Genomic DNA, 24,759 nt, shown 5'->3' with positions numbered 1-24,759 from the left:
ATCAAATACAAAACAGGAAATTCCCATGAGCAAAGTATTAGTGTTGAAATCCAGTATTCTGGCAGGGTATTCACAGTCTGGTCAGCTGGCAGACTATTTCGTTGAACAGTGGCGTGAACAGCACAGCGCGGATGAAATCACCGTGCGTGACCTGGCAGCAAACCCGATTCCTGTGCTGGACGGCGAGCTGGTTGGCGCGCTGCGTCCGAGCGATGCGCCTCTCACCCCACGTCAGCAGGAAGCCCTGGCGCTCTCCGACGAGCTGATTGCTGAGTTGCAGGCCCACGACGTTATCGTGATCAACGCCCCAATGTATAACTTCAACATTCCTACGCAGCTGAAGAACTACTTCGACCTGGTGGCGCGCGCTGGCGTAACCTTCCGTTACACCGAGAACGGCCCGGAAGGTCTGGTGAAAGGTAAACGCGCTATCGTCCTGACCAGCCGCGGCGGTATTCACAAAGATACCCCTACCGATCTGGTCGCACCGTACATGACGTTGTTCCTGGGCTTCATCGGCATTACCGACGTGAACTTCGTGTTCGCTGAAGGTATCGCTTACGGCCCGGAAGTAGCCACCAAAGCGCAGACCGACGCGAAAGCCGCTATCGACAGCCTGGTCGCAGCCTAAATTTTCCCCCTCTCACCGCCCGGTGGGAGGGTTTTTCTTTCCCCCGTATTTCGTTATCATCCGCACCCACTCTCCAGCCCGGCGGCCTGATGTCTGTCATAATCGATACGTTTATTGCACCACCCTGTCACGACGACATTGAGATCCTCTGGCAGGACGAGCATCTGCTGCTGATCAACAAACCCTCAGGTCTGCTCAGCCTGTCCGGGAAAAATCCGCAAAACCGCGATTCCGTCCACCACCGTCTGGTGCAAACCTTTCCCGGCTGCACGCTGGTGCATCGTCTTGATTTTGGCACTTCGGGTCTGATGGTCATTGCACGTAACAAAGCGATTAACGCCGCGCTTTGCCACCAGTTCAGCCAGCGCGCCGTGACCAAGGTTTACACCGCCCTGTTGTGCGGACATGTGGAACAGGACGAAGGGACCGTGGATGCCCCGATTGCCAAAGATCCGGCGCTGTTTCCGCTGATGACGATCTGTGCCCGCACCGGTAAGCCCGCTCGCTCCCGCTATCGGGTGATGGAACGTATTTACCAGGATACGACAATGCCGTTGACGCGGGTTGAGCTTACCCCGGAGACCGGGCGCACCCACCAGCTGCGCATTCACTGCCAGCAGTTAGGCCACCCTATTTTGGGGTGCGATCTGTATGGGGGTCTGGAATGGCCGGGGGCGGAAGAACGCCCCGGCTGATGCTGCATGCAAGCGTTCTGAGTTTTATGCATCCGCTGAGCGGCGAGACCATGAATGCCCGTCACGCCGCGCCATTCTGAACGAGGTTTACCACATTAAATCGTCAGGGATTTTGAAGTCTGCGTACGGATCGTCTTCGTCCTGCTCTTCCTGACTCAACGCGCTGTTTAGCACAATGCTGTCCGCATCGCGCTGGGCAATTTTATCCGCCACCACCGCCGGGATAATCGCGTAATCACAGTCGCCATTCGCGTTAATCACCAGTCGGGCAATCGCCAGACGACCGTTGATCAGCTGGGTTTGCGTCTGCTTATCGACGTCGATTTTTTTGATCAGGCTGCCATCGGTAAAGTTAAAGGTAATGTTGCCCTTCGCCACGGTGATGCGGTTCATCTCAATCAGCTGCTTCACCTGCGCCCTGAACTCTTTTGCCAGCACCGCCTGTTTTTGCTGTTCGCTCAGCTGCTTATCACGCTCCAGCTGGGCTTTCTTGTTCTCTTCAACAGCCTCTCTCGCCTCGCGAGCCTGGACGCGGGATTTTTTCGCCGTGCGCTGAACCTTCGCCATCTTTTTACTGCTGACTAAGCCCGCTTTCAGCATCTGCTCTTGTAGGGTGAGTTTTGTCATGATCGTTTAAACCGGTTGGAAATGTCGGGGGATTATACCTGAATCGCGCAGTTCATGAAGAACCCTCATGACGCAGTGAAATTAAGTCACTTCCCCTGCGCCAGTGGCTCAGGCATAAATTATGCATTGATAACGTTTAGGCAACATGAACTTAGGATGCATAACCAAATGAGTCAGGCTTTCACATTTACCCTTAAGCGCAGTTGCTTTGATGAAAATTATAACCCGTCAGAAAACACGCGCACCACCACCAACTTCGCCAACCTGGCGCGTGGCGAGAAGCGTCAGGAGAACCTGCGCAATACGCTGGTGATGATCAACAACCGCTTTAACGCGCTGGCGAGCTGGGATAACCCAAAATCCGACCGCTATGCCGTCGAGCTGGAGATTATTTCAGTCGATATGAATATCGGCGGCGATTTTACTTTCCCGGCCATCGAAATTCTGCAAACGACGATCGTGGATAAAAAGACCCACGAGCGCATCGAAGGCATCGTCGGGAATAACTTCTCATCCTATGTTCGTGACTATGATTTCAGCGTCCTGCTGCTGGAGCATAATAAAGATCAGCCCCGTTTTACCCTTCCCGAGAATTTTGGCGAGCTGCACGGCAATATCTTTAAAAGCTTCATTCATTCTGCGGAATATCAGGCGAACTTTAAAAAAGCGCCGGTGATCTGCCTGAGCGTCTCCAGCAAAGACACCTATCGTCGTACCGGTAACCACCACCCGGTGCTGGGGTATGAGTACCAGCCGGACGGCGAGTCGCTAACGGAACAGTACTTCGCGAAGATGGGCCTCAAGGTTCGCTATTTCATGCCGGAAAACAGCGTCGCGCCATTTGCCTTCTTCTTCACCGGCGATTTACTGCGTGATTACACCAATCTGGAACTGATCGGCACCATCAGCACCATGGAGACGTTCCAGAAGATCTATCGACCAGAAATTTACAATGCCAATGCCGCTGCGGGACAGTGCTATCAGCCCGACCTGAATCAGCAGGATCACTCATTAACAAAAATCGTCTATGACCGTGAAGAGCGCAGCCGGCTGGCCATTGAACAGGGTAAATATACCGAAGAGCGGTTCATCAAACCCTATAAAACCCTTCTTGAGCAGTGGTCTCATCACTTCACGCTTTAATTTAATACGAATAAAAGGTTCTTCTTATGAAAACATTGCTCCCGACATCGACGGCTGGCAGCCTGCCGAAACCCACCTGGCTTGCGCAGCCGGAAACGCTATGGTCGCCGTGGAAACTCCAGGATGAGGAATTACTGGCAGGGAAACAGGATGCGCTGCGTTTGTCTCTGGATGAACAGATTCGCGCCGGGATTGATATCGTCAGCGACGGGGAACAAACCCGCCAGCATTTCGTCACCACCTTTATTGAACATCTCAGCGGCGTGGATTTTGAAAATCGTCAGACGGTGCGGATCCGTAACCGTTACGATGCGAGCGTGCCGACCGTGGTAGATGCGGTGGCGCGCCAGAAACCGGTGTTTGTAGACGACGCGAAATACCTGCGCCAGCTGACGGACAAGCCGATCAAGTGGGCGCTGCCCGGCCCGATGACCATGATCGACACGCTATACGATGCTCACTATAAAAGCCGCGAAAAGCTGGCCTGGGAGTTCGCTAAAATTCTCAATCAGGAAGCCCGCGAGCTGGAAGCGGCTGGCGTTGACATTATTCAGTTCGACGAACCTGCTTTTAACGTCTTTTTCGACGAAGTGAATGACTGGGGCATCGCCGCGCTGGAGCGCGCCATTGAAGGGCTGAAATGCGAAACCGCAGTACATATCTGCTACGGGTACGGCATCAAAGCCAATACGGACTGGAAAAAAACGCTCGGCTCCGAGTGGCGCCAGTATGAAGAGGCGTTTCCAAAGTTGCAGACCTCAAAGATCGATATCATCTCGCTGGAGTGCCACAACTCGCGCGTGCCGATGGATCTGCTGGAGCTGATCCGCGGTAAAAAAGTGATGGTCGGGGCAATTGATGTTGCCACCCAGACCATCGAAACGCCGGAAGAGGTCGCCGATACGCTACGCAAGGCGTTGCAGTTTGTTGATGAAGACAAGCTCTATCCGTCCACCAACTGCGGCATGGCTCCCCTTTCCCGCCAGGTCGCCAACGGTAAGCTGAAGGCATTAAGCGCCGGGGCTGACATTATCCGTGGCGAGCTTGCCCGCTAACCTTCAGGTTTGCCAGTACAGCGGCGTACCGAACCGCTCAATATAGTAGTCAATCACCGCCCTGACGTTCAGGGGCGGATGACGCGCGTTCGGGTAAATCGCCGCTATCGTCAGTGGCTCCGTATTAATAGAACACTCCATTTCCGGCAGCAGTGCCACCAGCTCACCGCTTTTGAGCCGTTCGCTCACCATCCAGTCCGGGAATAGCACAACGCCCATGCCGCCCAGCGCCGCAATCAGGAGCGTTTCCGCGTTATTGGAAGTCATCAGCGGTACGATGGGATAGTGAACCCACGCCTCGCCCGGCTGCCGGATCAGCCAGCGGTTAGGCCCGGACGAACCGCGGTAAACCAGACAGTGGTGACGACTGAGATCGTCCGGCCCGTCGGGCGCGCCATGTTTTTGCAGATAGTCCGGCGAGGCCGCCAGATGGTAGAACTGCTGACCGAACACCCGGGCGTGAAACGAGGAGTCCGTCAGCGCGCCGATGCGGAAGATAACGTCCGCGGCGTCGCGGTGCGGATCGATAAAATCGTCGGTGAGGGTCAGTTCAATGGAGAGACGAGGATAACGCGCCAGAAGCCCCGGCAGGCCCGGCGCGATGTGCCGTTGTCCGAAAAAGACCGGGCCATTGATACGCAGCGTGCCCGACGGCTCGCGGGCGCGTTCATCCAGCTCGCGTCGCGCATCCTCCAGATTTCCGGCCATCGCCCGGGCATAGCGCACAAAAAGATGCCCGCTCTCTGTGGGCATAATCGCCCGCGTGTTGCGGTAGAAAAGCTGTTGTCCGAGGGCATCCTCAAGCTGGTGGATCACGCGGGAAACCTGCGACGCAGAAATTCCTTCCCGCCTCGCCACCACGGAAAAATTCTGCGTTTCATAAACGTCGATGAAGATCAGCAGCGCGCGAATGCTGATATGTCCGGCATCCATCATTAATGCATTTCCTGCACAGGTGTTTCCTGCATTATGGCATTTTTCTCAATGATGTTCAGACGTAATCTTCTCCGCCTGGAAAAAGGAGAAAAAGCGTTATGCACATTATTTTAATTTTACTGGTGATTGCCGGCGGCATGGGGCTGTCCGTGGAAGCCGGGCTGCTGGGGCCGCTGGGCGCGGAGGTGGGCGACCTGTGGGCGGCGTTCAGCATATTTAGCGTGGGAACCGGGCTGACGTTTCTGCTGATGCTGTTTTTCAGCCCCCGCAACAGTCCCTCATTTTTTGCGCAGCCGTCATGGCACCTGCTGGGCGGCGTGCTCGGCCCGGTCTACGTCATCATTCTCACCATTGCCACGCCAGCGATCGGTATTGCTATGACGATGATCGGCATTCTGGCAGGCCAGGTCTTTAAAAGCCTGATTATTGACCACTATGGCCTGCTGGGTACGCCGCACCGCAGGATCGATACAAAACGCATTATTGCGCTGGGATTTATCATCGCCGCGCTCATTCTCGTGGCGCAGGGGTAACGTTATGACAGTGATTATGATTATTCTGGCGGTGATTGGCGGCGCGACACTGAGCATTCAGGCTGCCATTAACGGGCAATTAGGCAGCAGCGTGGGGGTATTCAAAAGCGCGTTTCTAACCTTTTCCGTCGGCGCGCTGGTAACCGCCCTGCTCATTTTCTTTTTTGAGCCGAAACAGGCGGTCAGCCTGATGGATGTGCCCAAGTGGCAGCTTCTGGGCGCCCTGTGCGGCGTGCCCTATATAGTGATTATGGTGCTCGCGGTGCAGCGTATCGGCACCGCCGTTGCCACGGTAGCGGTGATCCTGGGTCAGCTGGCCATGAGCATGCTGATTGATAACTTTGGCTGGCTGAACAATGAAGCCATTCCGTTTTCAGCGAGCCGTTTCGGGGCCGTCGTCTGCCTGAGTATCGCGCTCTTCTTCATCTACTCAAGCAGTAAACCTCAGCCCGAAGAGGATTAACCGCCCTCTTTGCGGGTAAAGAACAGCGTCACCGTGGCGACGGTGACGCCAAATTTCTTCATCTCGGTTTTATTGAACAGACGGGTGCTGTCCTGCAAATACATCCAGTCATCAAAGTGCAGCAGCCAGGTTTTGCCGTCCGCCTTCACGTTCATGCTGTAGCGCCAGTTAAGGGCGTTGCCCGAAACCTGACCTGTCGCGACACCTTCTATGTCACCCGCCGTGCCTTCGTAACGATCGTGGCCAATGCGGCGGATATGCCAGACGCGCTTTTGCTTCTCGCCGTCGTCATAGACAAAATGCTCGTTCAGCGTCAGCGTATCGCCGATAACATCTCCGGCGATCTCGACGTGAAAACGGCGGATCTGCTTACCGCTGCGGTCCTGCACCATCCCCCACGCCTCGGTTTTGCCCTGGAAGTAGTGGAAAATATCAAGCCTTGGCCGCTGCTGACGATACTCGGTCACTTCTGTGCTGCACCCGGCCACCAGCATTGTCAGTGTAAGCGCCATTAACAGGAATCGTTTCATTGTGGTCCTCCGATTAACTGCTGACGCAGTTCAGGATACGCGGTGCGGGGATCGAGCCAGATCGCCAGAAAGCGCGAGCTAAACGCTGCCGACTGGCGCGGCCCGAGGGGCGTAAATTTTTTCTGCAAAGCCGTGGGGCGATACCAGAATTGCCCCTGACCGTTATTAACCACAAACGCGAGCTGCGTGCCGGGCGTGACGTCGGGCCAGAGCGCTTTTAGCATCCGCAGCCAGGCTTCACTCTGCGGCTCCTGCTGCAAAATGCCCTGCGCCTGCCACTGGTCGCGGGTCGCCTCGACCAGGTCGTCGCCATCGATATCCCGGGCATAGGTGATAATCAGCGCGTTATCGCTGTCTGTTCCTGTATAGCTGCCGTCGGGCGTCAGCAGCTGAGAGGTATAAACGGTAAACGGCCCCCAGGTGAGGGTGGCATCGCCTACCTTGCGCCAGCTCAGCCAGTCAGTCGCCTGCGCGTTACAGGCCATAACGGTTAGCGCGAGCGCGAGTAACAGATGTCTCATTGTTGTCTCCCCATCAGCAGGTGGAAAAACAGCATCAGCACCAGCCAGCCCGGGATCATCCAGCTGACGACGATAAAAGTCGGCTCCAGGAACGTGATGGCCCCCAGACGCTCGCCAAACAGGTAGGCCACCGGCCCGCCCAGGGTCGCCAGCGCCGTCAGCAGCCAGCCCGGCAAGGTGGTCGTGCGGGTCAGTTGCGTCCAGACGGTGGCAAACATCAGCCACAGCGCCACCATCCATAGCGGCATCAGAGACGTGCCAGTGAATGAAATCAACCCCGTCAGCGCCCAAAGGGCGTCCAGCATCGCGCCCGACGCCGCCAGCACAAGGGCGTATACCCGGTGTGATGGCGGTAACAGCAGCCAGGCAATCAGCGCCAGCGCGATCCAGATGACCAGCCCCTGCTCGCGAAACAGCACCACCAGCGTCCAGTAGAGATCAAACCCGATGGCCAGCAGAAAGACCTGCCCGTAGCGCTTCATACGCGTTCCGCAGTCAGTTGCACCACGCTGATTGTGCGGGCGTTAAACCCGGCTTCACAGTAGCCGAGGTAGTACAGCCACATCCTACGGAAACGGTCATCAAATCCGAGCTTTTCAATCTCCTGCCAGGCGTGAACGAAGCGCTGACGCCAGTGCGCCAGCGTGCGGGCGTAGTCCGGCCCCATATCGAAGAGGTTACGCACGACAAAATCGGTATGGCGGGTCATCAGTTCATTCATGGCGGTGATGCTGGGCAAAAAGCCGCCGGGGAAGATGTAGCGCTGAATAAAATCGACGCTTTTGCTGTAGTCGCGATAGCGCTGATCCTGAATGGTGATGGCCTGAATCGCCATCCGCCCGCCCGGACGCAGACGCGCCTGGCAGGTGCGGAAAAACGTTGGCAGGTAGCGTTGGCCGACGGCTTCAATCATCTCAACCGACACCAGCTTATCGTACACTCCGGTCAGATCGCGGTAGTCACAGAGCAGCACCTCAACGCGATCCTGTAAACCTGCCCGCGCGATCCGCGCGGTGGCCCAGTGGTACTGCTCCTGCGATAGCGTGGTAGTTGTTACCCGGCAGCCATAATGACGGGCGGCATATTCCGCCATCGCCCCCCAGCCGGTACCAATCTCCAGCAGATGATCGTTTGCGGTGAGCGCCAGTTGGTCGCACAGCCTGGCCATTTTTGCCTGCTGAGCCGCTGCCAGATCCTGCTCTTCCCCGGTAAACAGCGCGCTGGAGTAAAGGAGTTGTTCATCAAGGAAATGGGCGTAAAAGGCGTTGCCCAAATCGTAATGGGCGGCAATATTTTCCCGTGCCTGCGCGCGGGAGTTGCGCCGCATCCAGTGCCGTAGCCGCTCTACCGGTTTCCCGAGCAGGCGAAACCCTTTTTCCAGTTGCCCGAGGATCTGGCTATTGCGCGCTATCAGCTCCAGCAGCGGCGTCAGGTGGGCCGTCTCCCAGTCGCCATCTATCCACGCTTGTGCCGCGGCGAGGCTGCCCCCGGTTAGAATGCGCCAGTAGACGCCCGGAGCGAGTACCTGCACCTCAGCGTGAAGCGCGGCGGAGGCGTCGCCGAACTGGAACGTCTGGGCGCCTTCACGCAGCGTCAGCGAGCCGCCGCGCAGCCCGTTCAGCAGGCGAAAAAGCAGCCATCGCGCGACGCGGACGTTGCGCGGGAAATCGGGTTCAAGCGCAAAGACGGGATCGGTCATGAGCGTTCACTCCTGCTTAGGGGATGGTTATGCAGCGGCACGCGCTTCAGCCACAGCCTGAGCGCCTGCCAGTAAATGGCGAAAACGGTTTTGAGGGTCATCAACGGGATCCGCGCCAGCAGCGACCGCAGCGCTGCGCGCGTCAGCGGCTCCCGGCGCAGCGTCAGAGTGGCATCAAACACCTTCGTCTCCTGATGGTTTTCGATATGCATGCGCAGCGTGCTGGACGGACTGTTGAAGCGCCAGTGGTAGACCATGTCCATCGGATTAAAGGGCGAGACGTGAAACGCTTTTTCCGTCGGCGGGGCGTCCCGCCCCGCTACCGCGTAGTAGTGTCGTTCATTCCACGGCGTGTTGCGGACTTCGGCGAGAACCCAGCGCAGGGTGTCTTCCCCGTCATAGCAGTAGTAAAAATTGACTGGGTTAAAATGAAAGCCGAAATAACGCAGTTGGGTTAGAAGCATGACCCGCCCCGCCGGGCGTTCGCCGGTCAGATTTTCCAGACGCTCAAGGACGCGCTCTTTGAGCGGCGTGCCCAGCGGGTAGTCCGCATCATAAAATGCCGCGGGCGCAACGCGGTTACGGCGCACGCCGACGGAGGGCAGCGCGTCCAGCTCATCGAGATCGAGCCAGGCCATAAAGACGCTGTAGGTAAAGTGGTACGCTTTTGGCGAAAGACGGCGATGGCGCAATGTGCCGTGGTAAAGGCAGCTGTTCATCTCAGTTGCCCTCCCCGGCCGCGATAGCGTTTACCACATCCAGCGCACTGCGTACCCCATCTTCGTGGAAGCCGTTGTACCAGTACGCGCCGCAGAACCAGCTCCGCTGGCGACCGTTTATTTCTCCGCGTCGGGCCTGGGCTTGCCAGCTTTGCGGGTTAAAAAGCGGATGCTCATAGACAAAGCGGCGCAGCACATAGCGTTCTTCCACCGGCGTTTCCGGGTTGAGGGTGACGCAAAACAGCGGGCTACCCGGCGGCAGTCCCTGCAAGATATTCATGTTGTAGGTGACGCAGGCGCTGGCCCGATCCTGCTCGCTGAGGCGGTAGTTCCAGCTCGCCCACGCGCGCTTGCGCACCGGCAGCCAGCGCGGATCGCTGTGAAGCACCACCTCGTTACGCTGCCAGCCGATATCACCCAGCACCTCACGTTCAGCCTGCGTTGGGCTGGCGAGCATCGTCAGCGCCTGAGCGGAGTGGCAGGCGAAGATCACCTGATCAAAGTTGTCTGTTACGCCCTCACGCGTTATATCAACCCCGCGATCGAGGCGAATAACCTGCTGCACCGGCGCATTGAGGTGCAGCGTCAGGCGATCGCCAAGCTTGTCCATCATCGCGCGGATGTACTCCCGGGAGCCGCCCGGCACCACGTACCACTGCGGACGATGGGTAATGTCCAGCAGACCGTGGTTTTCAAAAAAGCGTAAAAAGAGCGGCAGCGGAAAGCGTTTCATCTCCTGTAGCGAGGATGACCAGATAGCCGCCCCCATTGGCAGAATGTAGTGACGCGCAAAAAAAGGCGTGAAGCGGTGCTGGTGCAGGAACGTCTCCAGCGTGGCGGACTCGCTGACGTCACCCCGGAGCGTCTGTTTCGCCAGCCGGTTAAAGCGCACGATCTCCTTCAGCAGCGTCCAGAAGGCAGGGTTTAACAGATTACGACGCTGGGCGAACAGCGACGTCAGCGTGTGGCCGTTGTACTCCAGCCCGCTCTGCGGGTTATGTACCGAAAAACTCATCTGCGTTTTTTGCCCGCTGATGCCCAGTTCGCTCAGCAGCCCCATGAAGCGCGGATAGGTGCGGTCGTTGTAGACAATAAAACCGGTGTCGATGGCAAAGTTGCCCTGCGGCGTGTCGACATCCACCGTTGCAGTATGCCCGCCCGGCGTAGCCTGCGCTTCAAACAGCGTGACCTGATGATGTCCGGCGAGCCGCCAGGCACAGGTTAACCCGGCGATACCGCTGCCGATAATCGCGATCTTCATGGTCGCACCATCCTGCGCAGCAGTGCGCGCTGAAGTATATCGGGCAGACCGGAGAGCAGGCGCAGCGCCAGGCTAAACCCGGCGGGAAACGCGATATGATCCTTCCCTTTTGCCAGACCGCGACGAATGGCATGGACGGCGTCCTCCACGCTGACCCGGCCCGGCATCGGGAAATCATTTTTTCGGGTCAGCGGCGTGTCGACAAAACCAGGTGAAACGACCGTGACGGCGATCCCTTTCGGCTCCCAGTCGAGGCGCAGCGTCTCAGCAAACCAGGTTAACGCCGCTTTAGAGGCGCCATAGGCTTCGGCTCGCGGGAAGTGAAGCCAGTGCGCCATCGAACTGACCAGCACCACGCGGTTGCCGGATATCATCTGCGGCTGCAACGCCGCAAGGCAGTTTACCGGCCCCATGAAATTGGTGGTCATGACGCGCGCCACCAACGCGGCATCCACCTCGCCGCGATCGAGATACTCGCAGGTTCCGGCGCAAAGAATCACCGTGTCGGCAGCACAGTCCGCCAGCGCCTGGCGACAGGCGTCCCTGTCTGTCATATCGAACAGGCGCACCGTAATGTTGGGGCTGTGCTGATGCACGGCTGCCAGACGTTGCGCATCGCGCCCGCAGGCAATCACCCGGTAGCCATCGTCGGCAAAAGATTTCGCCAGCCCGGCCCCGATGCCCGAGCTTGCGCCGGTGATCAGAACCGTTTTCATGATTTCACTCTCCGCTTCACGCCGCGTACGGCCCAGCCGAGCACCGGAAGATGTTCGTAAATCATCTCTCCGGCATCGTAGTAATCCCGCTGGCGAACAATGCGATCGTCGCGCATGTCTACCACAGAGCAGCCCGGCAGCTGGCGCATTGCCCCCCGGGCAATACGCGGGTGCGACCAGTGCATCATCCAGGTAACAACAAAGCGATCGCCCTGCTGCAAGGGTGCATCGACGGTAAAGCGGCACCGCTGGACGTTAGCCAGCAGGTGAGTGAAATAGCGCTGAATCGCGAACAACCCGCTGTGTTCGCCAAAGGGATCGATAAGCGTGGCATCGGCGCGATAAATCTTTGCCAGCGCCGAAGGTGGCTGGGTATCCAGCGTGGCGTAATAATCAACGAATCGACTGATGACGGACGGCAACGTGCTCATGGGTCACATCCTGGCTGTAAACAACGTAGCGAAATCGCATAATTAAAACTTACACAATTAGCGTTATTTGTCCAAGTTTGTGCAGATATATTGTTTATACCTCTTTTAATTCAGTATTTTAAAAACTTTCCCTGAGGTGCCAATTTGAGTCAAAAGCAGATTCTCACCGCCGTGCCGTTATTTTTTAGGGATAACCTTAAGGCAAAGGTGCCATTTATCTTCCAGACTTATCCTTTTAATTCATAAGGATGTCACGCGATGAAAAATTTACTGATGGCGCTCTTTTCCAGCCCGGAATCCTTGTTGCAGGTTATGAGTCACCAGGAAATTATCGAAGCCGTAGAGGATGGCGACCGCATCATCATCGATCAGGATGGAAACGCCTCGGTTAACTACAAAAGTAACGAGGTTCGGCAGGACTTTCTGCGCCATGTCAACGCGCTGAAGAGGGCCTGAAATGGGAACGGCAATATTCATGGTATTGATGGTATGCGGCTACTGGTACACCAGCCGCGATCTCTCAACCCGGTTCAAAATTAAGCGTTCATTCGGCTGGGATGTCTATTTCCTTGTGGCGCTGTATGGCTGCATTTTCGTTTTACAGGGCGTGATCGCCACCGGCCTGCTCTGGCTGCTGTTGTTCGCCCTCTCCGCCGCCGACAACACGTTCCATTTCACGTCCGCAAAATACGCCGACTGGCAAATTGATTTTATGAACTGGAGCTTTTTAGGAATTCAGGCTCCGGTCGTGGTGATGCTGGCCTTTGCGATCCTGTTTTGTCTCTATCGTTCTAACTGGGCCGGTAGCGCGCGGCTGGACGGCGAAGGCCGGAAAAAGCTCTACAAGCGGCTGGCGCAATCGAGCGGGATTGAACAACTGCTCTATCAGTGCATGGAGGAAGGTGAACTTGCGCACGTCACGCTGAAGTCGCGGCGGATTTATATTGGCATGATCCATACCGCCACGCTGGAGTATGAAAAAACCGCCAATATCGTGCTTATCCCGATGCTGAGCGGCTACCGCGACGGGGAGAACATGCAGCTGTGTATTGAGCACAACTACAGCAAATGGTACGCCGAGCATGAGGTTACGCTCGACTCAGAGCCAAAAAGCGCTATGGATTTCCGTAAGGTGATCATGCTTGATCAGATCGAGAGTATTTCGCTGTTCGATCCGGCAAGTGCCAGCGCGCTGGCGATGCGTGAATAAAAAGATGGCGCCTTATTTCTAAGGCGCCAGGATTATGTGGACGAAACCTGAACTTATGGCGTTACGATATTGAACCAGAAGTCAAATTTGTCCATGTAGCTCAGCATCTCTTCCAGCTTCGCCCCGTTTCCGCTCACCTTCACGTCACCTTTATCCATCGCCTGCTTCAGCGTCTCTTTCTTAAGGATGATGTTGTTCAGCGTGGTGCGGTCAAGCGCGATAGTTGCGTCGGCATCCTTCGCCTGCGCGTTGGCGGTATGGTTCAGCACGCCGTTTTCCAGCTCCAGCTTGTATTTGCCGCCATCCTTACCGAGATCGACATTGAAGACCGCCTTCGCGGCCCGGCCCGCACCCCGTTGATGTGCACACCCAGGTAGTCGAAGAACATTTCCGGGGTCATCGCTCGCACGGTATCCGGGCTGGCGGTGTTAGGCGTCGGCAGCTTCTTCACGCCATTACGCAGTTCTTGCGCGCCGGTCAGGTAGAAGTTACGCCAGGTGCCCGCTTCCGCCTGGTAACCTAACTGCTCAAGCGCGTCGGCTTCCAGATTACGGGCAGCCTGGTTGTTAGGATCGGCAAAGACCACTTTGCTGACCACCTGAGCAACCCAACGGTAATTACCCTGCTGATAATCCGCTTTGGCTTTCTGCATGATGGCATCAGCGCCGCCCATGTACTGCACGAACTTCTTCGCAGCCTGTTCAGGCGGCAGCTCGTCGAGGGTTGCCGGGTTGCCGTCGAACCAGCCGAGATAAAACACGTAAGTGGCTTTGACGTCGTGGCTAACGGAGCCGTAGTAACCGCGGCTTGCCCACTGTTTCTCGAGCGATTCCGGCAGCTTAAATTCTGCGGCGATCTCATCGCGAGTCAGGCCTTTGTTGGCCATACGCAGGGTCTGGTCGTTGATGTAGCGGTACATATCGCGCTGGCCTTTCATCAGCTTGACGATATTCTCGTTACCCCAGGTCGGCCAGTGGTGCTGCGCAATAATCACTTCCGCGTCCGCGCCCCAGCGCTCAATGGCGGCGTTAATGTACTTAGACCAGGCCAGCGGGTCGCGGATTTTGGCGCCGCGCAGGGAGTAGGTGTTGTGCAGAGTATGGGTCACGTCCTCTGCGGCCTCGATCATTTTCTTCTCTTTGACGTACCACAGCATCTCCGACGGAGCTTCTGAACCCGGCGCCATCATAAAGTCGTAGGTCAAGCCGTCGATCACTTCTTCCTGACCGGTATGGGTAATGTAGTCGGTCGGCGGGATGAGGGTGACAGTACCCGCAGAGGTGGTGGTGCCAAGGCCTGCACCCACCTGGCCTTTTGCATCCGGCTTCAGCAGGTTGCCGTACATATAGCTCGCACGGCGGCTCATCGCGTTTCCGGCCATAATGTTTTCGGAAACCGCCTCTTTCATAAAGCCATCCGGCGCGTAGATTTTCACTTTGCCAGACTTGACGTCAGCTTCGTCAACCACGCCGCGCAGGCCGCCATAGTGGTCAACGTGGCTGTGGGTGATCACCACAGCGACGACCGGTTTCTTGCCGCGGTTTGCATAGTAGAGATCCAGCGCTTCTTTCGCCGGTTCAGCGCTTAACAGCGGGTCGATAACGGTAATGCCCTTCTCGCCCTCAATGATGGTCATGTTGGAGAGATCGAGATTACGGATCTGATACACGCCGTCGGTGACCTTAAACAGCCCGCCAATGTTGATCAGCTGTGACTGACGCCACAGGCTCGGGTTTACCGTATCCGGGGCTTTTTCACCCTCGTTGACGAAATCATATTTCGCCGGGTTCCAGATAACGTTCCCCTGCTCGCCTTTGATCATGTTTTGCGGCAGCGGGGCGATAAAGCCTTTATGGGCATTTTCAAAGTCGGTTTTATCGGCAAACGGTAATTTGTTATACAGGGCGTTATTAGCCTGCTGGGTTGTAGGAGTGGCATCCTGCGGCTGTACTTCCGCAAACGCGGAAAGCGACAGCGACGTCAACACACCGGCCAGCGCCAGATGTTTAGCGATTATCGTTAATTTCATTAAATGGCCTCATAGATTAATTGCGCCGCCAGCGATATTTAATTGTGGCGGATAATTTTAATGCGAACTCATTGAGGACCATTCTAACCAGAATACCTTCCCTTCATAGTCCCATATGGGACTGGTTATTTATCGATTCGTAATCCGTGGGCTATTGCTGCTATACTCGCTACCATAGCAAACGTTGCGGGGAGAGGCTTAGCGTGAATTTTCAGGATATCCATACCTATTATCAGCAACTCAATATTGGGCAATTTTTTCCGCAAATGCTTTGTGAAGGCGAGGTCTTAACCGTTGCCGCAAATAAAAAACTCACCGTTGAACCTGGCTATATTTATTTCTGTACTGAAGGGTCGCTGACGATATTAATGCCTGATGATGGGCTGAATATTGGCAATACTATTGAGTATATGCCGATCGGTTTAATGGAAAGGTATTGTCCACTGGCGAAGTATGAATATCGCAGCAGTGCCAGGGTGAAACTGGTGAGAATATCGTGGGCCGACTTCGACCAGTTTTTTTTCCAGGGTGGGCCTGAGCGCATGCAGGCGCTGGCCACCATACTGACCTACATGTCGATATTCACCATCGACCTGCATAACGAACGCAGGCAGGTCACCAGCTACCAGACCATTAAACCCATGCTCTATCGCTATCTTTATCGGCAGGAAACCCACACGGGAGAGAATGAGGGTCTGGCGCTGTTTATCATCAAGCGCACTAACCTGTCGCGAACGCATGTCTTTCGCGTGCTGGCGGATCTTAAAGCCGGGGGCTATATCACCATGAAGCGCGGAAAGCTGGTGTCGATAGACCGTCCGCTGCCGGAGGCGTATTAAATTACGCCCCTGAAGCGAATGCTTCAGGGGCTGGCTGATTAACGCACCAGGTGCAGGAAGTGCAGATGTTTTTCATACTGGTCCAGGATATCGTTAATTAACTGCTCCTGGTTCCAGCCCATCACATCGTAATTTTGCCCACCTTCCTTGAGGTAGATTTCTGCCCGATAGTACCGGTGCTGTTCTGCCTGATTCTCATCATTCTCCATGGCCGCTAGCGCGAAGGTCGGCGAGTTATAGCCACGCAGCCTGACTTCATAAATGAAATTCAGCTCATTGCCTAAATCCACCTCAAGGCGAATACGATCGTCCGACGCGTCGCTGATATGGCTCTGCGTTCCCTGCTTATTCAGTTCATCCTGCACCAGCACCATGGCCGGTTTGATCACCTCTTCCATAAAGCGTTTCACCAGGGAGCGTTTAGGTAAGTATGCGATGTTACGCAGTCTGCGCTGCCACGGAATGGGGTTACGGGCCGCTGTCGGCGCGATCGTGGCCATACTCAGGCTCTCGCGTTTGGTCAAATCGCGTCGGAGCGCCTTCAGCAGGCCATAGATTGAGACCAGCAGGATCATCGAGAACGGTAGCGCGCTGGCGATGGTCACGGTTTGCAGCGCACTCAGTCCGCCCGCGAGCAGCAGCGCGATAGCGACTACGCCCATCAGCGCGGCCCAGAAGATGCGCTGCCAGACGGGGGTATTGGCCTCGCCGCCGGACGCGAGGGTATCCACCACCATCGCCCCGGAGTCAGCGGAGGTCACAAAGAAGACGATGACCATCGCCATGGCAATAAATGACAGCACGGAAGAGAACGGGAAATGCTCAAGGAAATTAAACAGCGCCAGCGCCACGTCCTGCTGGACGGTATTCGCCAGATCGGACGCTCCCTTGTTCATGATGAGGTAAATGGCGCTATTGCCGAACACCGTCATCCACATCAGGGTAAAGCCCGCCGGGACAAACAGCACGCCGGTGACGAACTCGCGGATGGTTCTGCCGCGGGACACACGGGCAATGAACATCCCGACAAACGGCGACCAGGACAGCCACCAGCCCCAGTACAGCAGCGTCCAGCCTCCCAGCCAGTTGCTGGATTTCGGTTCATAAGCGTACAGGTTAAACGTCTTGCTCACCAGCTCGGACAGGTATCCGCCGGTATTTTCCACAAAGGATTTCAGCAGGAGTACGGTTGGCCCCAGGCACAACACCAGCACCAGCAGCAGTACCGCCAGCCCCAGATTGAGCTCTGATAAAATGCGAATGCCTTTGTCCAGACCGGACACCACGGAAATGGTCGCCAGCCCGGTAATCAGGACGATCAGGATCACCTGCACGGTATCGTTGATGGGTACGCCAAAAAGGTGGTTCAGCCCGGCATTGACCTGTAAAACGCCGTAGCCTAACGAGGTCGCCACGCCAAATACGGTGCCGATTACCGCGAAGATATCCACCGCATGACCTATCGGGCCGTAAATACGGTCCCCGATAATCGGATAAAGCGCCGAACGAAGCGTCAAAGGCAGGCCGTGGCGGTAGCTGAAGAACGCCAGAATCAACGCAACGATGGCGTAGATAGCCCAGGCGTGCAGCCCCCAGTGGAAGAATGTCAGCCGCATGGCCTCTTTGGCCGCAGCGACCGTTTCAGGTGTCCCCACCGGCGGGGAAAGGTAGTGCATGACCGGCTCCGCCACGCCGAAGAACATCAGGCCGATCCCCATCCCGGCCGAGAACAGCATGGCGAACCAGGAGTGGTAGCTGAAGTCAGGCTGGGAGTGGTCGGGCCCGAGTTTAATATCGCCGTAGCGGGACAAGCCGAGGAACGTCACGCTCATTAAAATCAGCGCGACGGCAAGAATGTAAAACCAGCTGGCGTTGGTGAATATTTGCTGTTGCAGTAGCTTAAAGTTTTTATCGGCAACGTCAGGGAAAATCGCGGCAAAGGCGACAAGAAGGAAAATTAACAAAGCAGATGTGTAAAATACCGCTTTGTTAATCTGGCTTTTGGACTGCTTTGGGATAGTGTCGTTTTCACTCATATAGTGTCTTCCATAAACGCATTGACCGCTCTGAATGAGAGGCGTGATCTGCGTCAGGGTAACAAAATCCCTTTATGAATGCAGGTCTGAAACGTTCAATTATACACTATCCCCAAAGGGTATTTGTTGCGCGTTAACGCATCCCTATGCCATTGCATTATTTCGCAGGCAAGAAATGGTTAATTATCCCGGCCAGCCGACTTGGGTCGTAAGTTCTCATCGAATACCAGCCGTTTGCGGCCGGGCTCTTCTTCCCGCAGCGGCTCTACCTGATGCAGCGTCTGCTTACAGCGATCCACCAGCACCTGATACTCCCGCGTGCCCTGCTTTTTCCACTCTATTTCCTGCGCGCTTAGCTCACGAATCGCTTTCGCCGGACTGCCAAGAATTAAGTGATTCGCAGGCATTTCCGCTTTGGCCTTCACAAACGCCGCCGCCCCGACGATGCTGTTTTCGCCGATCGTCGCTCCGTCCATCACCACCGCATTCATCCCCACCAGCGCATTACGGCGGATAATGCAGCCGTGCAGGATCGCGCTGTGGCCGATATGCCCGTCCTCTTCCACCACCGTGTCCTGCTCCGGAAAACCGTGCATCACGCAGTTATCCTGAATGTTCGCGCCGTCTTTCACCACGATCCGGCCAAAATCACCGCGCAGGCTGGCGTTGGGGCCTACGTAAACACCTTTGCCGAGGATCACGTCGCCAATCAGCACCGCGGTCGGGTGAACATAGCTCTCTTCAGGCACGACCGGCGTCAGACCATCAATTTGATAAACAGGCATACCCTCTCCTTATGTGATATTCAGACCACCAAAACGCTGGTGATAAAGCGTGCCGGGCGCGGGCAGCTCGCCGACGGAGGTTTCCCCCTTCTCACTGACAAACGCCAGGGCTCCCGCTGCCACGCGCTGGTAGATGTTAATGCACAGCTGTCGCGCGCTCTGTCCCGCCCAGTGCGCCGGGAGTAACTCCTCCGGCAACAGCGGATCTTTCAGCACCACGCGACGATAAAAATGAATGAGTAACAGCTGGATCTGGAAGCAGCGTTCCGGGGTTAAATCCTCGGGCGACGCCTCTTTCAGCAGCGGCAGCAGCGGACGGAACGAGTTGATAAACGTTTCGTACATCGCGTTTTGTTCGGTCAGCTGCCAGCACTCTTCCACGCGGGATCGTAACGCCGCGCGTGACAAAGCCAGCGGCGAATGAGCTTCAAAGAAAATGACGTTTTCCGCCACGCCCGCGTCATGCAACAGCGACTGCACGTCCGCGAGGTTCTGCGACGGCGAGGCCATCAGGCTCGGCGCCAGCGTGCCGAACCCTTGCCAGATGAGCTGTTTTTTCACGTCCGCGAGCGTGGTTTTATCCAGCCCCTCGGAAAGCAGCAGCAGCCATTTACCATCCCACGCCGGCAGTTCTGCACGGTAGATTTTATTTTCCGCGCGTCGGGTCAAACGCAGCCCCTTGTCGCTGAGACGGTAAAAGCTGCGGCGGCCAATGCGGGACACGTCCAGCCAGCCCTCTTTGTTGAGGCGAAACAGCGCGGTGCGCACAAAGCGCTCCCCGAATCCCATCCCTTCCAGCAGGGCCGCCAGACTGCCGAGCCAGATCTCTCCGCCGCGATGGGAAAGCGCGTCGCCATACAGCGAAGAGATAAGCGACGTTCCGCTGACGGGAACAGAGCTGACTGCGTGCTGGATAAAGGCATCAAGTTTATTCATGTGATTCATTCTGTTGTTATTTTTTTCCTGGATGAATCATAGCATAGGAATTTGGAGTTTCCCCTCACCCTAACCCTCTCCCAAAGGGAGAGGGAACACAATACACCCTCTCCCTTTGGGCTGAGGGATCCCCAGTAATTTTTTTATGCAGAAGCAATAAAGTTGCTTTCTAAATGACTGAGGGCTGTCAGCGATGCCCTGGTCCGGCTGTAAATCGCTGAGGCGTTTCCTGCAGGCCGGGGCGAGGCGCAGGGATGCGCCGAGAGGGCGGCTTTACAGGGACGTTGCCTCCGCCCGTACCCGATAAGCCGGAAGGAATAAGCCGAGGGCACCGCGAAGCGGCGATTTTCCGCCGGGAGCCCGGGTCGCCAGGGTGGTGGCGACTGAGCCACCCTGGCACGTTCACCGGTCATGTCGTTACAGAGTAGCAAGGAACATAAAGTGAACGGAATGACCACCACCGCCGTATGTTCCCCTCACCCTAACCCTCTCCCCGGAGGGGCGAGGGGATTGCTCAGTGCTCGCATTAATTTGTGGGGAACCCTCAGCCCTTTGGGAGAGGGCTGGAGTGAGGGAAATTCAACCGTTGGCTGCCACTTTACGCAAATCAAACACCCGGCAGGCTTTACCCTCGGATCGCGGTATGCTTCCGCAGTTAACGATCATCACATCGGTTGAAATCCCCACCATCGATTTAATCCGATGACGCAGCTGATGGCAGACCTGACAACGCTGTTCATGCGTCAGCGTTAAGCTACTCTGTTTCAGCTCGACCTTCACCGAAAGTGAATCAAGATGCCCGCGGCGGTTCACCTCCAGCTGATAGTGCGGCGAAAGATGTTCGAACTTGACGATCTCCTCTTCCAGCTGTGACGGGAAGACGTTAACGCCGCGAATGATGAGCATGTCGTCGCTGCGCCCACTGATGCGATCCATCCGGCGCATGGTGCGTGCGGTGCCCGGCAGCAGGCGCGTCAGGTCGCGGGTGCGGTAGCGGATCACCGGCAGCGCCTCTTTGGTCAGCGTGGTGAACAGCAGTTCGCCCTGCTCGCCGTCGGCCAGCGGCGTGCCGTCATTCGGGTTGACGATCTCCGGGTAGAAGTGATCTTCCCAGATGGTCGGACCGTCAGCGGTTTCAAGACACTCCATCGCCACGCCCGGCCCCATCACCTCAGAGAGACCATAGATATCCAGCGCGGTAATGCCCAGCCGTTTCTCGATTTCGCGGCGCATCGCCTGCGTCCACGGCTCGGCGCCAAACACGCCGACGCGCAGGGAACAGGCGCTGGCATCACCGCCCATCTGACGCTCCAGCTCTTCGATCAGGTTCAGGCAGTAAGAGGGCGTCACCATGATCATATCCGGCTGGAAATCGCGGATCAGCTGCGCCTGCTTCTCCGTCTGGCCGCCGGACATCGGGATCACCGTCGCCCCCAGACGCTCTGCACCGTAGTGCGCCCCCAGCCCGCCGGTGAAGAGCCCGTAACCGTAGGCGACGTGAATTTTATCCTTCGCGCTGCCCCCGGCGGCGCGCAGGGAACGGGCGACGATATTGGCCCAGTTGTCGATATCATTCTGGGTATACCCCACCACGGTCGGCTTTCCGGTGGTGCCCGACGAGGCGTGAATACGCACCACCTGCTCCATCGGCACCGCAAAGGTATCGAACGGGTAGTTGTCGCGCAGATCCTGCTTGGTGGTGCACGGGAATTTTTGCAGGTCCGCCAGCTCGTTGAAATCGTCAGGGTGAACGCCCGCGGCATCAAACTTGCGTTTGTACATCGGAACGTTGTTGTAGGCGTGGTTCAGCGTCCACTTCAGGCGCGCGGTCTGCAACGCCTGCAATTCATCAATGGACGCGGTTTCGATCGGATCAAGCTTTGTTGTATTTATCATCGCAGGGTACTCACATTATTGTTCGCTCAAACACGCTCAAGGATCATGGCAATGCCCTGACCCACACCGATGCACATCGTACACAGCGCGTAGCGCCCGCCGCGTCGGTGCAATTCATTGCTCGCGGCCAGCGCCAGTCTGGCACCGCTCATTCCCAGCGGATGACCTAGCGCGATCGCTCCGCCGTTCGGGTTGACATGCTCCGCGTCATCCGGCAAGCCCAGCTGACGCAGCACCCCCAGCGCCTGTGCGGCGAAGGCTTCGTTAAGCTCAATGACGTCCATATCGGTGATACTGAGTCCGGCACGTTCCAGCACCTTACGGGTGGCGGGAACCGGGCCTAATCCCATCAGACGCGGCTCGACGCCCGCGGTCGACATGGCCACAATGCGGGTGCGCGGGGTTAACCCCTGGGCAAGCGCCATCGGCTCGCTGGCGATAATCAGCGCCGCCGCCCCGTCGTTGACGCCAGAGGCGTTCCCCGCCGTCACCACACCGTTCTTGCGAAACGGGGCTTTCAGCGCGGCAAGCTGTTCAAGGGTGGTTTCGGCGCGCGGATGCTCGTCTACGCTCACTTCCGTTACCGCGCCTTTTTTCCCCGTTACCTGTACCGGGATTATCTCCTGCGCCAGAACGCCATTCTGCTGCGCCAGCGCGGTGCGCTGCTGGCTGCGCAAGGCAAATGCGTCCTGATCGGCACGGCTTATATTTAACAATTCCGCTACATTCTCTGCCGTTTCCGGCATGCTGTCAGTTCCGTATTGCTGATGCATGAGCGGATTCACAAATCGCCAGCCGATGGTGGTATCGAAGATCTCCGCCTGACGCTGAAACGCCGCGGTGGCTTTACCCATCACGAACGGCGCACGGGACATGGATTCGACGCCACCGGCGATCAGCAGATCGCCATCCCCGGCCTTAATGGCGCGTGCCGCAAAGCCAAGGGCATCCAGACCGGAGCCGCACAGGCGGTTTATGGTGGTACCGGAAACGGTCTGCGGCAGCCCGGCCAGCAGCGACGACATGCGCGCCACGTTGCGGTTATCCTCTCCGGCCTGATTTGCGCAGCCGAAGATCACGTCATCTATGCGCTCCAGATCGAGCTGCGGGTAACGCGCCAGCAGCGCACGCAGCGGAACGGCCCCTAAGTCATCGGCACGCAGGCTGGATAATCCTCCACCGTAGCGACCGACCGGGGTACGCACACCCTCACAAATAAATGCGTTACGCATCAGGCTTCTCCTGTCACACTGCCGCCGGTGCGGTGGGATTTCCCGCGAAAAAGAGCGACGGTTTTCTGTTGTTGATTCTGAATTTCGATGTCGTAGACGCCGGTCAGTTTGCCCTGATGCTTCACCCGCGCGGTAGCGGTCAGCTTATCGCCAGCAAAGCCCGGACGCAGAAAATCGATGGCGCAGCCTGAGGCCACCGCCGCCAGCCCCTGACTGTTGCAGGCGTAGGCAAAGGCGGTATCGGCCAGCGAGAATAGCTGTCCGCCGTGGCAGGTTTTATGCCCGTTAAGCATCTGCGGGGTGATGGTCATGGTCACCACCGCGTAGCCCTCGCCCATCTCGATAATGTCCATCCCCATCGCCTGCGCGCAGGCGTCCCGTTCGTACATCGCGCGGGCGTTATGCCAGGCGTTATGACTCATAACTACTCTCCAGAAGCGCACGCTGGCGCAGCAGTGAACAGGGGCGATAACGTTCCTCGCCGTAGTGACGTTGCAGGTTCTCCAGCAGCGTTAACAGACGCTGCCAGCCAAGGCGCTCGCCCCAGGCTATGGGGCCGCAGGGATAGATGACCCCTAAGCGCATGGCGGTATCGATGTCTTGCTCACTGGCGACCCCTTTTTGCAGGGCATCCAGCGCTTCGTTGGCAATCATCGCCACCGTGCGCCAGATCAGCAGGCCGGGGTAATCCGCAATCTGGACCACCCGTTTCTCCTGGTGCTGCAACCAGTAAATGGCTTTCTGCGTGGCGGCGTGCGGGTTGCCGGGCGCGGCGGCTATAACGGCCACATCCCGCTCGATGCGGTCGACCACCACCACCGGACAGCCGTGGCGCAGCGCCAGCGACTGCGCGGTTTCACCCTGCGTTTCGATCAGCAACAGATCGTCAATTTCCGTGACACCGTCACTTCTTCGCTGTGCGCGCATCGGGCTGAAGCTGTGGCTGACCGGGGCGAGCCAGCTGACGGCGGGTTTGTCCCCCTGCCAGCGGTAAACGCCCTGCCCGCTTTTCTTACCCAGACGCCCCGCCAGCACCAGCTCCTGCTGCACCAGCGACGGCAAAAAACGACGCTCCTGCCAGAAGGCGTTGAATACGGAGCAGGTCACGGCAAAGTTGACGTCCTGACCAATCATGTCCGTCAGCTCAAGCGGCCCCATCGGGAACCCCCCGCCGTCTCGCAGGGCGGCGTCGATCACCTCGGGCGCTGCCACCTGCTCTTCCAGCGCACGCCAGGCTTCCGAGTAGAAAGGACGCGCTACGCGGTTGACGATAAACCCCGGTGTGGACTGGCAGCGTACCGGCTGCTTTCCCCAACTCAGCGCCAGCTCGCACAGCGCATCGGCCACTTCGGGTGAGGTCGCCAGCCCGCTGACCACCTCCACCAGCTTCATCACCGGGGCAGGATTGAAGAAGTGCAGCCCGGCGACGCGTTCAGGGTGGTTTATCTCCGCCGCAATCGCGGTAACGGAAATAGACGAGGTATTGCTGGCGAGTAGCGTCTGCGGCGGGCAAACCTCTGCCAGTTGGGTAAACAGCGCCTTTTTCACTTCAAGCCGCTCGGAGGCCGCCTCGATCACCAGATCGGCTTTCGCCAGAGCACTGATATTCGTCACCGGCGTCAGGCGGGCGAGGATCTGTTCCCCGGCGTCGGCAGAGAGTTTTCCGCGCGCAACGCGAGAGGACAGCCGCTGGCGAATGCCGTCGACGGCGCGGGAAATCGCCGCAGCGTCAATGTCGTACACCAGAACCGGATGACCGTGGCTGGCTGCCACTTCGGCAATCCCGGCGCCCATGGTGCCGCTGCCAATGACGGCGACCGTATGGATATTCACCAT

The 24,759-nt window shown here is 57.3% G+C and carries 25 protein-coding genes and 2 pseudogenes; 9 read left to right on the top strand and 18 right to left on the bottom strand.

Features of this window, described 5'->3' with window-relative positions; translation table 11 throughout:
- The first annotated feature begins 25 nt into the window (after positions 1-25).
- Together azoR and L3069_RS10475 are read left to right on the top strand one after the other, a co-directional pair.
- On the top strand, positions 26-631 hold the full coding sequence (azoR, locus tag L3069_RS10480; protein WP_022648050.1) for an FMN-dependent NADH-azoreductase: 606 nt from the start codon (positions 26-28) through the stop codon (positions 629-631).
- A gap of 89 nt (positions 632-720) precedes the next feature.
- Positions 721-1,406: pseudogene (locus L3069_RS10475) on the top strand (RluA family pseudouridine synthase).
- Between the two features lie 7 nt (positions 1,407-1,413).
- Here L3069_RS10475 and L3069_RS10470 read toward each other — a convergent pair.
- On the bottom strand, positions 1,414-1,953 hold the full coding sequence (locus L3069_RS10470; RefSeq protein WP_022648048.1) for a DUF2058 domain-containing protein: 540 nt from the start codon (positions 1,951-1,953) through the stop codon (positions 1,414-1,416).
- Between the two features lie 168 nt (positions 1,954-2,121).
- On the opposite strand from L3069_RS10470, the gene L3069_RS10465 reads away from it, so the two are divergent.
- Together L3069_RS10465 and L3069_RS10460 are read left to right on the top strand one after the other, a co-directional pair.
- Positions 2,122-3,096, top strand: coding sequence for a DUF1852 domain-containing protein (locus L3069_RS10465; RefSeq protein ID WP_038417034.1), 975 nt, complete (start codon positions 2,122-2,124; stop codon positions 3,094-3,096).
- 26 nt (positions 3,097-3,122) lie between these two features.
- Complete coding sequence (locus tag L3069_RS10460) at positions 3,123-4,151, top strand: methionine synthase (protein ID WP_038416017.1); 1,029 nt, start codon at positions 3,123-3,125, stop codon at positions 4,149-4,151.
- Positions 4,152-4,154: 3 nt separating this feature from the next.
- Here L3069_RS10460 and L3069_RS10455 read toward each other — a convergent pair whose 3' ends face one another.
- Positions 4,155-5,087, bottom strand: coding sequence for a LysR family transcriptional regulator (locus L3069_RS10455; RefSeq protein WP_038416016.1), 933 nt, complete (start codon positions 5,085-5,087; stop codon positions 4,155-4,157).
- 98 nt (positions 5,088-5,185) lie between these two features.
- Here L3069_RS10455 and L3069_RS10450 point away from each other — a divergent pair, with 98 nt between their 5' ends.
- The gene (locus L3069_RS10450) at positions 5,186-5,620 is read left to right on the top strand and encodes a DMT family transporter (RefSeq protein WP_003857304.1); all 435 of its coding nucleotides are present in this window, start codon (positions 5,186-5,188) and stop codon (positions 5,618-5,620) included.
- A 4-nt stretch (positions 5,621-5,624) separates the two neighbouring features.
- Positions 5,625-6,083: a DMT family transporter gene (locus L3069_RS10445; protein ID WP_022648044.1), complete on the top strand. Its 459-nt coding sequence runs from the start codon at positions 5,625-5,627 to the stop codon at positions 6,081-6,083.
- Here the strand turns inward: L3069_RS10445 and L3069_RS10440 are convergent.
- The 8 genes from L3069_RS10440 to L3069_RS10405 are packed head-to-tail and all read right to left on the bottom strand — an operon-like array spanning position 6,080 to position 11,960.
- Positions 6,080-6,613 carry a DUF3833 domain-containing protein gene (locus tag L3069_RS10440; RefSeq protein WP_038416015.1) on the bottom strand — a complete coding sequence of 178 codons (534 nt, stop codon included), beginning with the start codon at positions 6,611-6,613 and terminating at the stop codon, positions 6,080-6,082. The two genes, L3069_RS10445 and L3069_RS10440, sit on opposite strands and share 4 nt — an antisense overlap.
- Positions 6,610-7,134 carry a hypothetical protein gene (locus L3069_RS10435; RefSeq protein ID WP_038416014.1) on the bottom strand — a complete coding sequence of 175 codons (525 nt, stop codon included), beginning with the start codon at positions 7,132-7,134 and terminating at the stop codon, positions 6,610-6,612. The genes L3069_RS10440 and L3069_RS10435 overlap by 4 nt, the downstream gene beginning before the upstream one ends.
- Positions 7,131-7,616 (bottom strand): DUF2878 domain-containing protein, encoded by a 486-nt coding sequence (locus L3069_RS10430; RefSeq protein ID WP_038416013.1) that lies wholly within the window; start codon positions 7,614-7,616, stop codon positions 7,131-7,133. The genes L3069_RS10435 and L3069_RS10430 overlap by 4 nt, the downstream gene beginning before the upstream one ends.
- Positions 7,613-8,833 (bottom strand): cyclopropane-fatty-acyl-phospholipid synthase family protein, encoded by a 1,221-nt coding sequence (locus L3069_RS10425; protein WP_038416012.1) that lies wholly within the window; start codon positions 8,831-8,833, stop codon positions 7,613-7,615. Before L3069_RS10425 ends, L3069_RS10430 begins: the two co-directional genes overlap by 4 nt.
- Positions 8,830-9,552 (bottom strand): DUF1365 domain-containing protein, encoded by a 723-nt coding sequence (locus tag L3069_RS10420; protein WP_038416011.1) that lies wholly within the window; start codon positions 9,550-9,552, stop codon positions 8,830-8,832. Before L3069_RS10420 ends, L3069_RS10425 begins: the two co-directional genes overlap by 4 nt.
- 1 nt (position 9,553) lies before the next feature.
- Positions 9,554-10,813: an NAD(P)/FAD-dependent oxidoreductase gene (locus tag L3069_RS10415; RefSeq protein ID WP_038416010.1), complete on the bottom strand. Its 1,260-nt coding sequence runs from the start codon at positions 10,811-10,813 to the stop codon at positions 9,554-9,556.
- Entirely contained in the window at positions 10,810-11,529 is a 720-nt protein-coding gene (locus L3069_RS10410) for an SDR family NAD(P)-dependent oxidoreductase (RefSeq protein ID WP_038416009.1), read from the bottom strand. The genes L3069_RS10415 and L3069_RS10410 overlap by 4 nt, the downstream gene beginning before the upstream one ends.
- Complete coding sequence (locus tag L3069_RS10405) at positions 11,526-11,960, bottom strand: nuclear transport factor 2 family protein (protein WP_022648036.1); 435 nt, start codon at positions 11,958-11,960, stop codon at positions 11,526-11,528. The genes L3069_RS10410 and L3069_RS10405 overlap by 4 nt, the downstream gene beginning before the upstream one ends.
- Before the next feature lie 258 nt (positions 11,961-12,218).
- Between L3069_RS10405 and L3069_RS10400 the strand changes: the two genes are divergently transcribed.
- Entirely contained in the window at positions 12,219-12,416 is a 198-nt protein-coding gene (locus tag L3069_RS10400; protein WP_022648035.1) for a hypothetical protein, read from the top strand.
- A 1-nt stretch (position 12,417) separates the two neighbouring features.
- Positions 12,418-13,170, top strand: a complete 753-nt coding sequence (locus L3069_RS10395; protein WP_022648034.1) for a hypothetical protein — start codon at positions 12,418-12,420, stop codon at positions 13,168-13,170.
- A 53-nt stretch (positions 13,171-13,223) separates the two neighbouring features.
- Here the strand turns inward: L3069_RS10395 and L3069_RS10390 are convergent.
- Positions 13,224-15,199 (bottom strand): annotated as a pseudogene (locus tag L3069_RS10390) (alkyl/aryl-sulfatase).
- A gap of 203 nt (positions 15,200-15,402) precedes the next feature.
- Between L3069_RS10390 and L3069_RS10385 the strand changes: the two are divergent.
- A complete protein-coding gene (locus tag L3069_RS10385; RefSeq protein ID WP_022648032.1) occupies positions 15,403-16,038 on the top strand; it encodes a helix-turn-helix domain-containing protein in 636 nt (211 codons plus the stop codon).
- A gap of 38 nt (positions 16,039-16,076) precedes the next feature.
- On the opposite strand, the gene L3069_RS10380 is transcribed toward L3069_RS10385, so the two are convergent.
- The 7 genes from L3069_RS10380 to paaH all read right to left on the bottom strand — a co-directional run bounded on the left by L3069_RS10380 (position 16,077) and on the right by paaH (position 24,759).
- Positions 16,077-18,074, bottom strand: coding sequence for a choline BCCT transporter BetT (locus L3069_RS10380; protein ID WP_023306141.1), 1,998 nt, complete (start codon positions 18,072-18,074; stop codon positions 16,077-16,079).
- A gap of 179 nt (positions 18,075-18,253) precedes the next feature.
- Entirely contained in the window at positions 18,254-18,859 is a 606-nt protein-coding gene (gene paaY / locus L3069_RS10375; RefSeq protein ID WP_023300036.1) for a phenylacetic acid degradation protein PaaY, read from the bottom strand.
- Positions 18,860-18,868: 9 nt separating this feature from the next.
- The gene (gene paaX / locus L3069_RS10370) at positions 18,869-19,804 is read right to left on the bottom strand and encodes a phenylacetic acid degradation operon negative regulatory protein PaaX (RefSeq protein WP_032622213.1); all 936 of its coding nucleotides are present in this window, start codon (positions 19,802-19,804) and stop codon (positions 18,869-18,871) included.
- Positions 19,805-20,374: 570 nt separating this feature from the next.
- Positions 20,375-21,691: a phenylacetate--CoA ligase PaaK gene (paaK, locus tag L3069_RS10365; RefSeq protein WP_022648028.1), complete on the bottom strand. Its 1,317-nt coding sequence runs from the start codon at positions 21,689-21,691 to the stop codon at positions 20,375-20,377.
- A gap of 26 nt (positions 21,692-21,717) precedes the next feature.
- On the bottom strand, positions 21,718-22,923 hold the full coding sequence (pcaF, locus tag L3069_RS10360) for a 3-oxoadipyl-CoA thiolase (RefSeq protein ID WP_022648027.1): 1,206 nt from the start codon (positions 22,921-22,923) through the stop codon (positions 21,718-21,720).
- Entirely contained in the window at positions 22,923-23,345 is a 423-nt protein-coding gene (paaI, locus tag L3069_RS10355) for a hydroxyphenylacetyl-CoA thioesterase PaaI (protein WP_023300032.1), read from the bottom strand. Before paaI ends, pcaF begins: the two co-directional genes overlap by 1 nt.
- Positions 23,335-24,759 (bottom strand): 3-hydroxyacyl-CoA dehydrogenase PaaH, encoded by a 1,425-nt coding sequence (gene paaH, locus L3069_RS10350; RefSeq protein ID WP_100167762.1) that lies wholly within the window; start codon positions 24,757-24,759, stop codon positions 23,335-23,337. Before paaH ends, paaI begins: the two co-directional genes overlap by 11 nt.

Origin of the sequence: Enterobacter cloacae complex sp. ECL411, assembly GCF_021869665.1 — a bacterium.
GTDB lineage: Bacteria > Pseudomonadota > Gammaproteobacteria > Enterobacterales > Enterobacteriaceae > Enterobacter > Enterobacter intestinihominis.
Note: the sequence above shows the minus strand (reverse complement) of the source record. Positions and strands in the feature narration are given on the sequence as shown.

Bases quoted from the DNA above. Each gene is read 5' to 3' on its own strand.
- azoR (WP_022648050.1), top strand. From the start codon at position 26: ATGAGCAAAGTATTAGTGTTGAAATCCAGTATTCTGGCAGGGTATTCA.
- L3069_RS10470 (WP_022648048.1), bottom strand. From the start codon at position 1,953: ATGACAAAACTCACCCTACAAGAGCAGATGCTGAAAGCGGGCTTAGTC.
- L3069_RS10465 (WP_038417034.1), top strand. From the start codon at position 2,122: ATGAGTCAGGCTTTCACATTTACCCTTAAGCGCAGTTGCTTTGATGAA.
- L3069_RS10460 (WP_038416017.1), top strand. From the start codon at position 3,123: ATGAAAACATTGCTCCCGACATCGACGGCTGGCAGCCTGCCGAAACCC.
- L3069_RS10455 (WP_038416016.1), bottom strand. From the start codon at position 5,087: ATGATGGATGCCGGACATATCAGCATTCGCGCGCTGCTGATCTTCATC.
- L3069_RS10450 (WP_003857304.1), top strand. From the start codon at position 5,186: ATGCACATTATTTTAATTTTACTGGTGATTGCCGGCGGCATGGGGCTG.
- L3069_RS10445 (WP_022648044.1), top strand. From the start codon at position 5,625: ATGACAGTGATTATGATTATTCTGGCGGTGATTGGCGGCGCGACACTG.
- L3069_RS10440 (WP_038416015.1), bottom strand. From the start codon at position 6,613: ATGAAACGATTCCTGTTAATGGCGCTTACACTGACAATGCTGGTGGCC.
- L3069_RS10435 (WP_038416014.1), bottom strand. From the start codon at position 7,134: ATGAGACATCTGTTACTCGCGCTCGCGCTAACCGTTATGGCCTGTAAC.
- L3069_RS10430 (WP_038416013.1), bottom strand. From the start codon at position 7,616: ATGAAGCGCTACGGGCAGGTCTTTCTGCTGGCCATCGGGTTTGATCTC.
- L3069_RS10425 (WP_038416012.1), bottom strand. From the start codon at position 8,833: ATGACCGATCCCGTCTTTGCGCTTGAACCCGATTTCCCGCGCAACGTC.
- L3069_RS10420 (WP_038416011.1), bottom strand. From the start codon at position 9,552: ATGAACAGCTGCCTTTACCACGGCACATTGCGCCATCGCCGTCTTTCG.
- L3069_RS10415 (WP_038416010.1), bottom strand. From the start codon at position 10,813: ATGAAGATCGCGATTATCGGCAGCGGTATCGCCGGGTTAACCTGTGCC.
- L3069_RS10410 (WP_038416009.1), bottom strand. From the start codon at position 11,529: ATGAAAACGGTTCTGATCACCGGCGCAAGCTCGGGCATCGGGGCCGGG.
- L3069_RS10405 (WP_022648036.1), bottom strand. From the start codon at position 11,960: ATGAGCACGTTGCCGTCCGTCATCAGTCGATTCGTTGATTATTACGCC.
- L3069_RS10400 (WP_022648035.1), top strand. From the start codon at position 12,219: ATGAAAAATTTACTGATGGCGCTCTTTTCCAGCCCGGAATCCTTGTTG.
- L3069_RS10395 (WP_022648034.1), top strand. From the start codon at position 12,418: ATGGGAACGGCAATATTCATGGTATTGATGGTATGCGGCTACTGGTAC.
- L3069_RS10380 (WP_023306141.1), bottom strand. From the start codon at position 18,074: ATGAGTGAAAACGACACTATCCCAAAGCAGTCCAAAAGCCAGATTAAC.
- paaY (WP_023300036.1), bottom strand. From the start codon at position 18,859: ATGCCTGTTTATCAAATTGATGGTCTGACGCCGGTCGTGCCTGAAGAG.
- paaX (WP_032622213.1), bottom strand. From the start codon at position 19,804: ATGAATCACATGAATAAACTTGATGCCTTTATCCAGCACGCAGTCAGC.
- paaK (WP_022648028.1), bottom strand. From the start codon at position 21,691: ATGATAAATACAACAAAGCTTGATCCGATCGAAACCGCGTCCATTGAT.
- pcaF (WP_022648027.1), bottom strand. From the start codon at position 22,923: ATGCGTAACGCATTTATTTGTGAGGGTGTGCGTACCCCGGTCGGTCGC.
- paaI (WP_023300032.1), bottom strand. From the start codon at position 23,345: ATGAGTCATAACGCCTGGCATAACGCCCGCGCGATGTACGAACGGGAC.
- paaH (WP_100167762.1), bottom strand. From the start codon at position 24,759: ATGGTGAATATCCATACGGTCGCCGTCATTGGCAGCGGCACCATGGGC.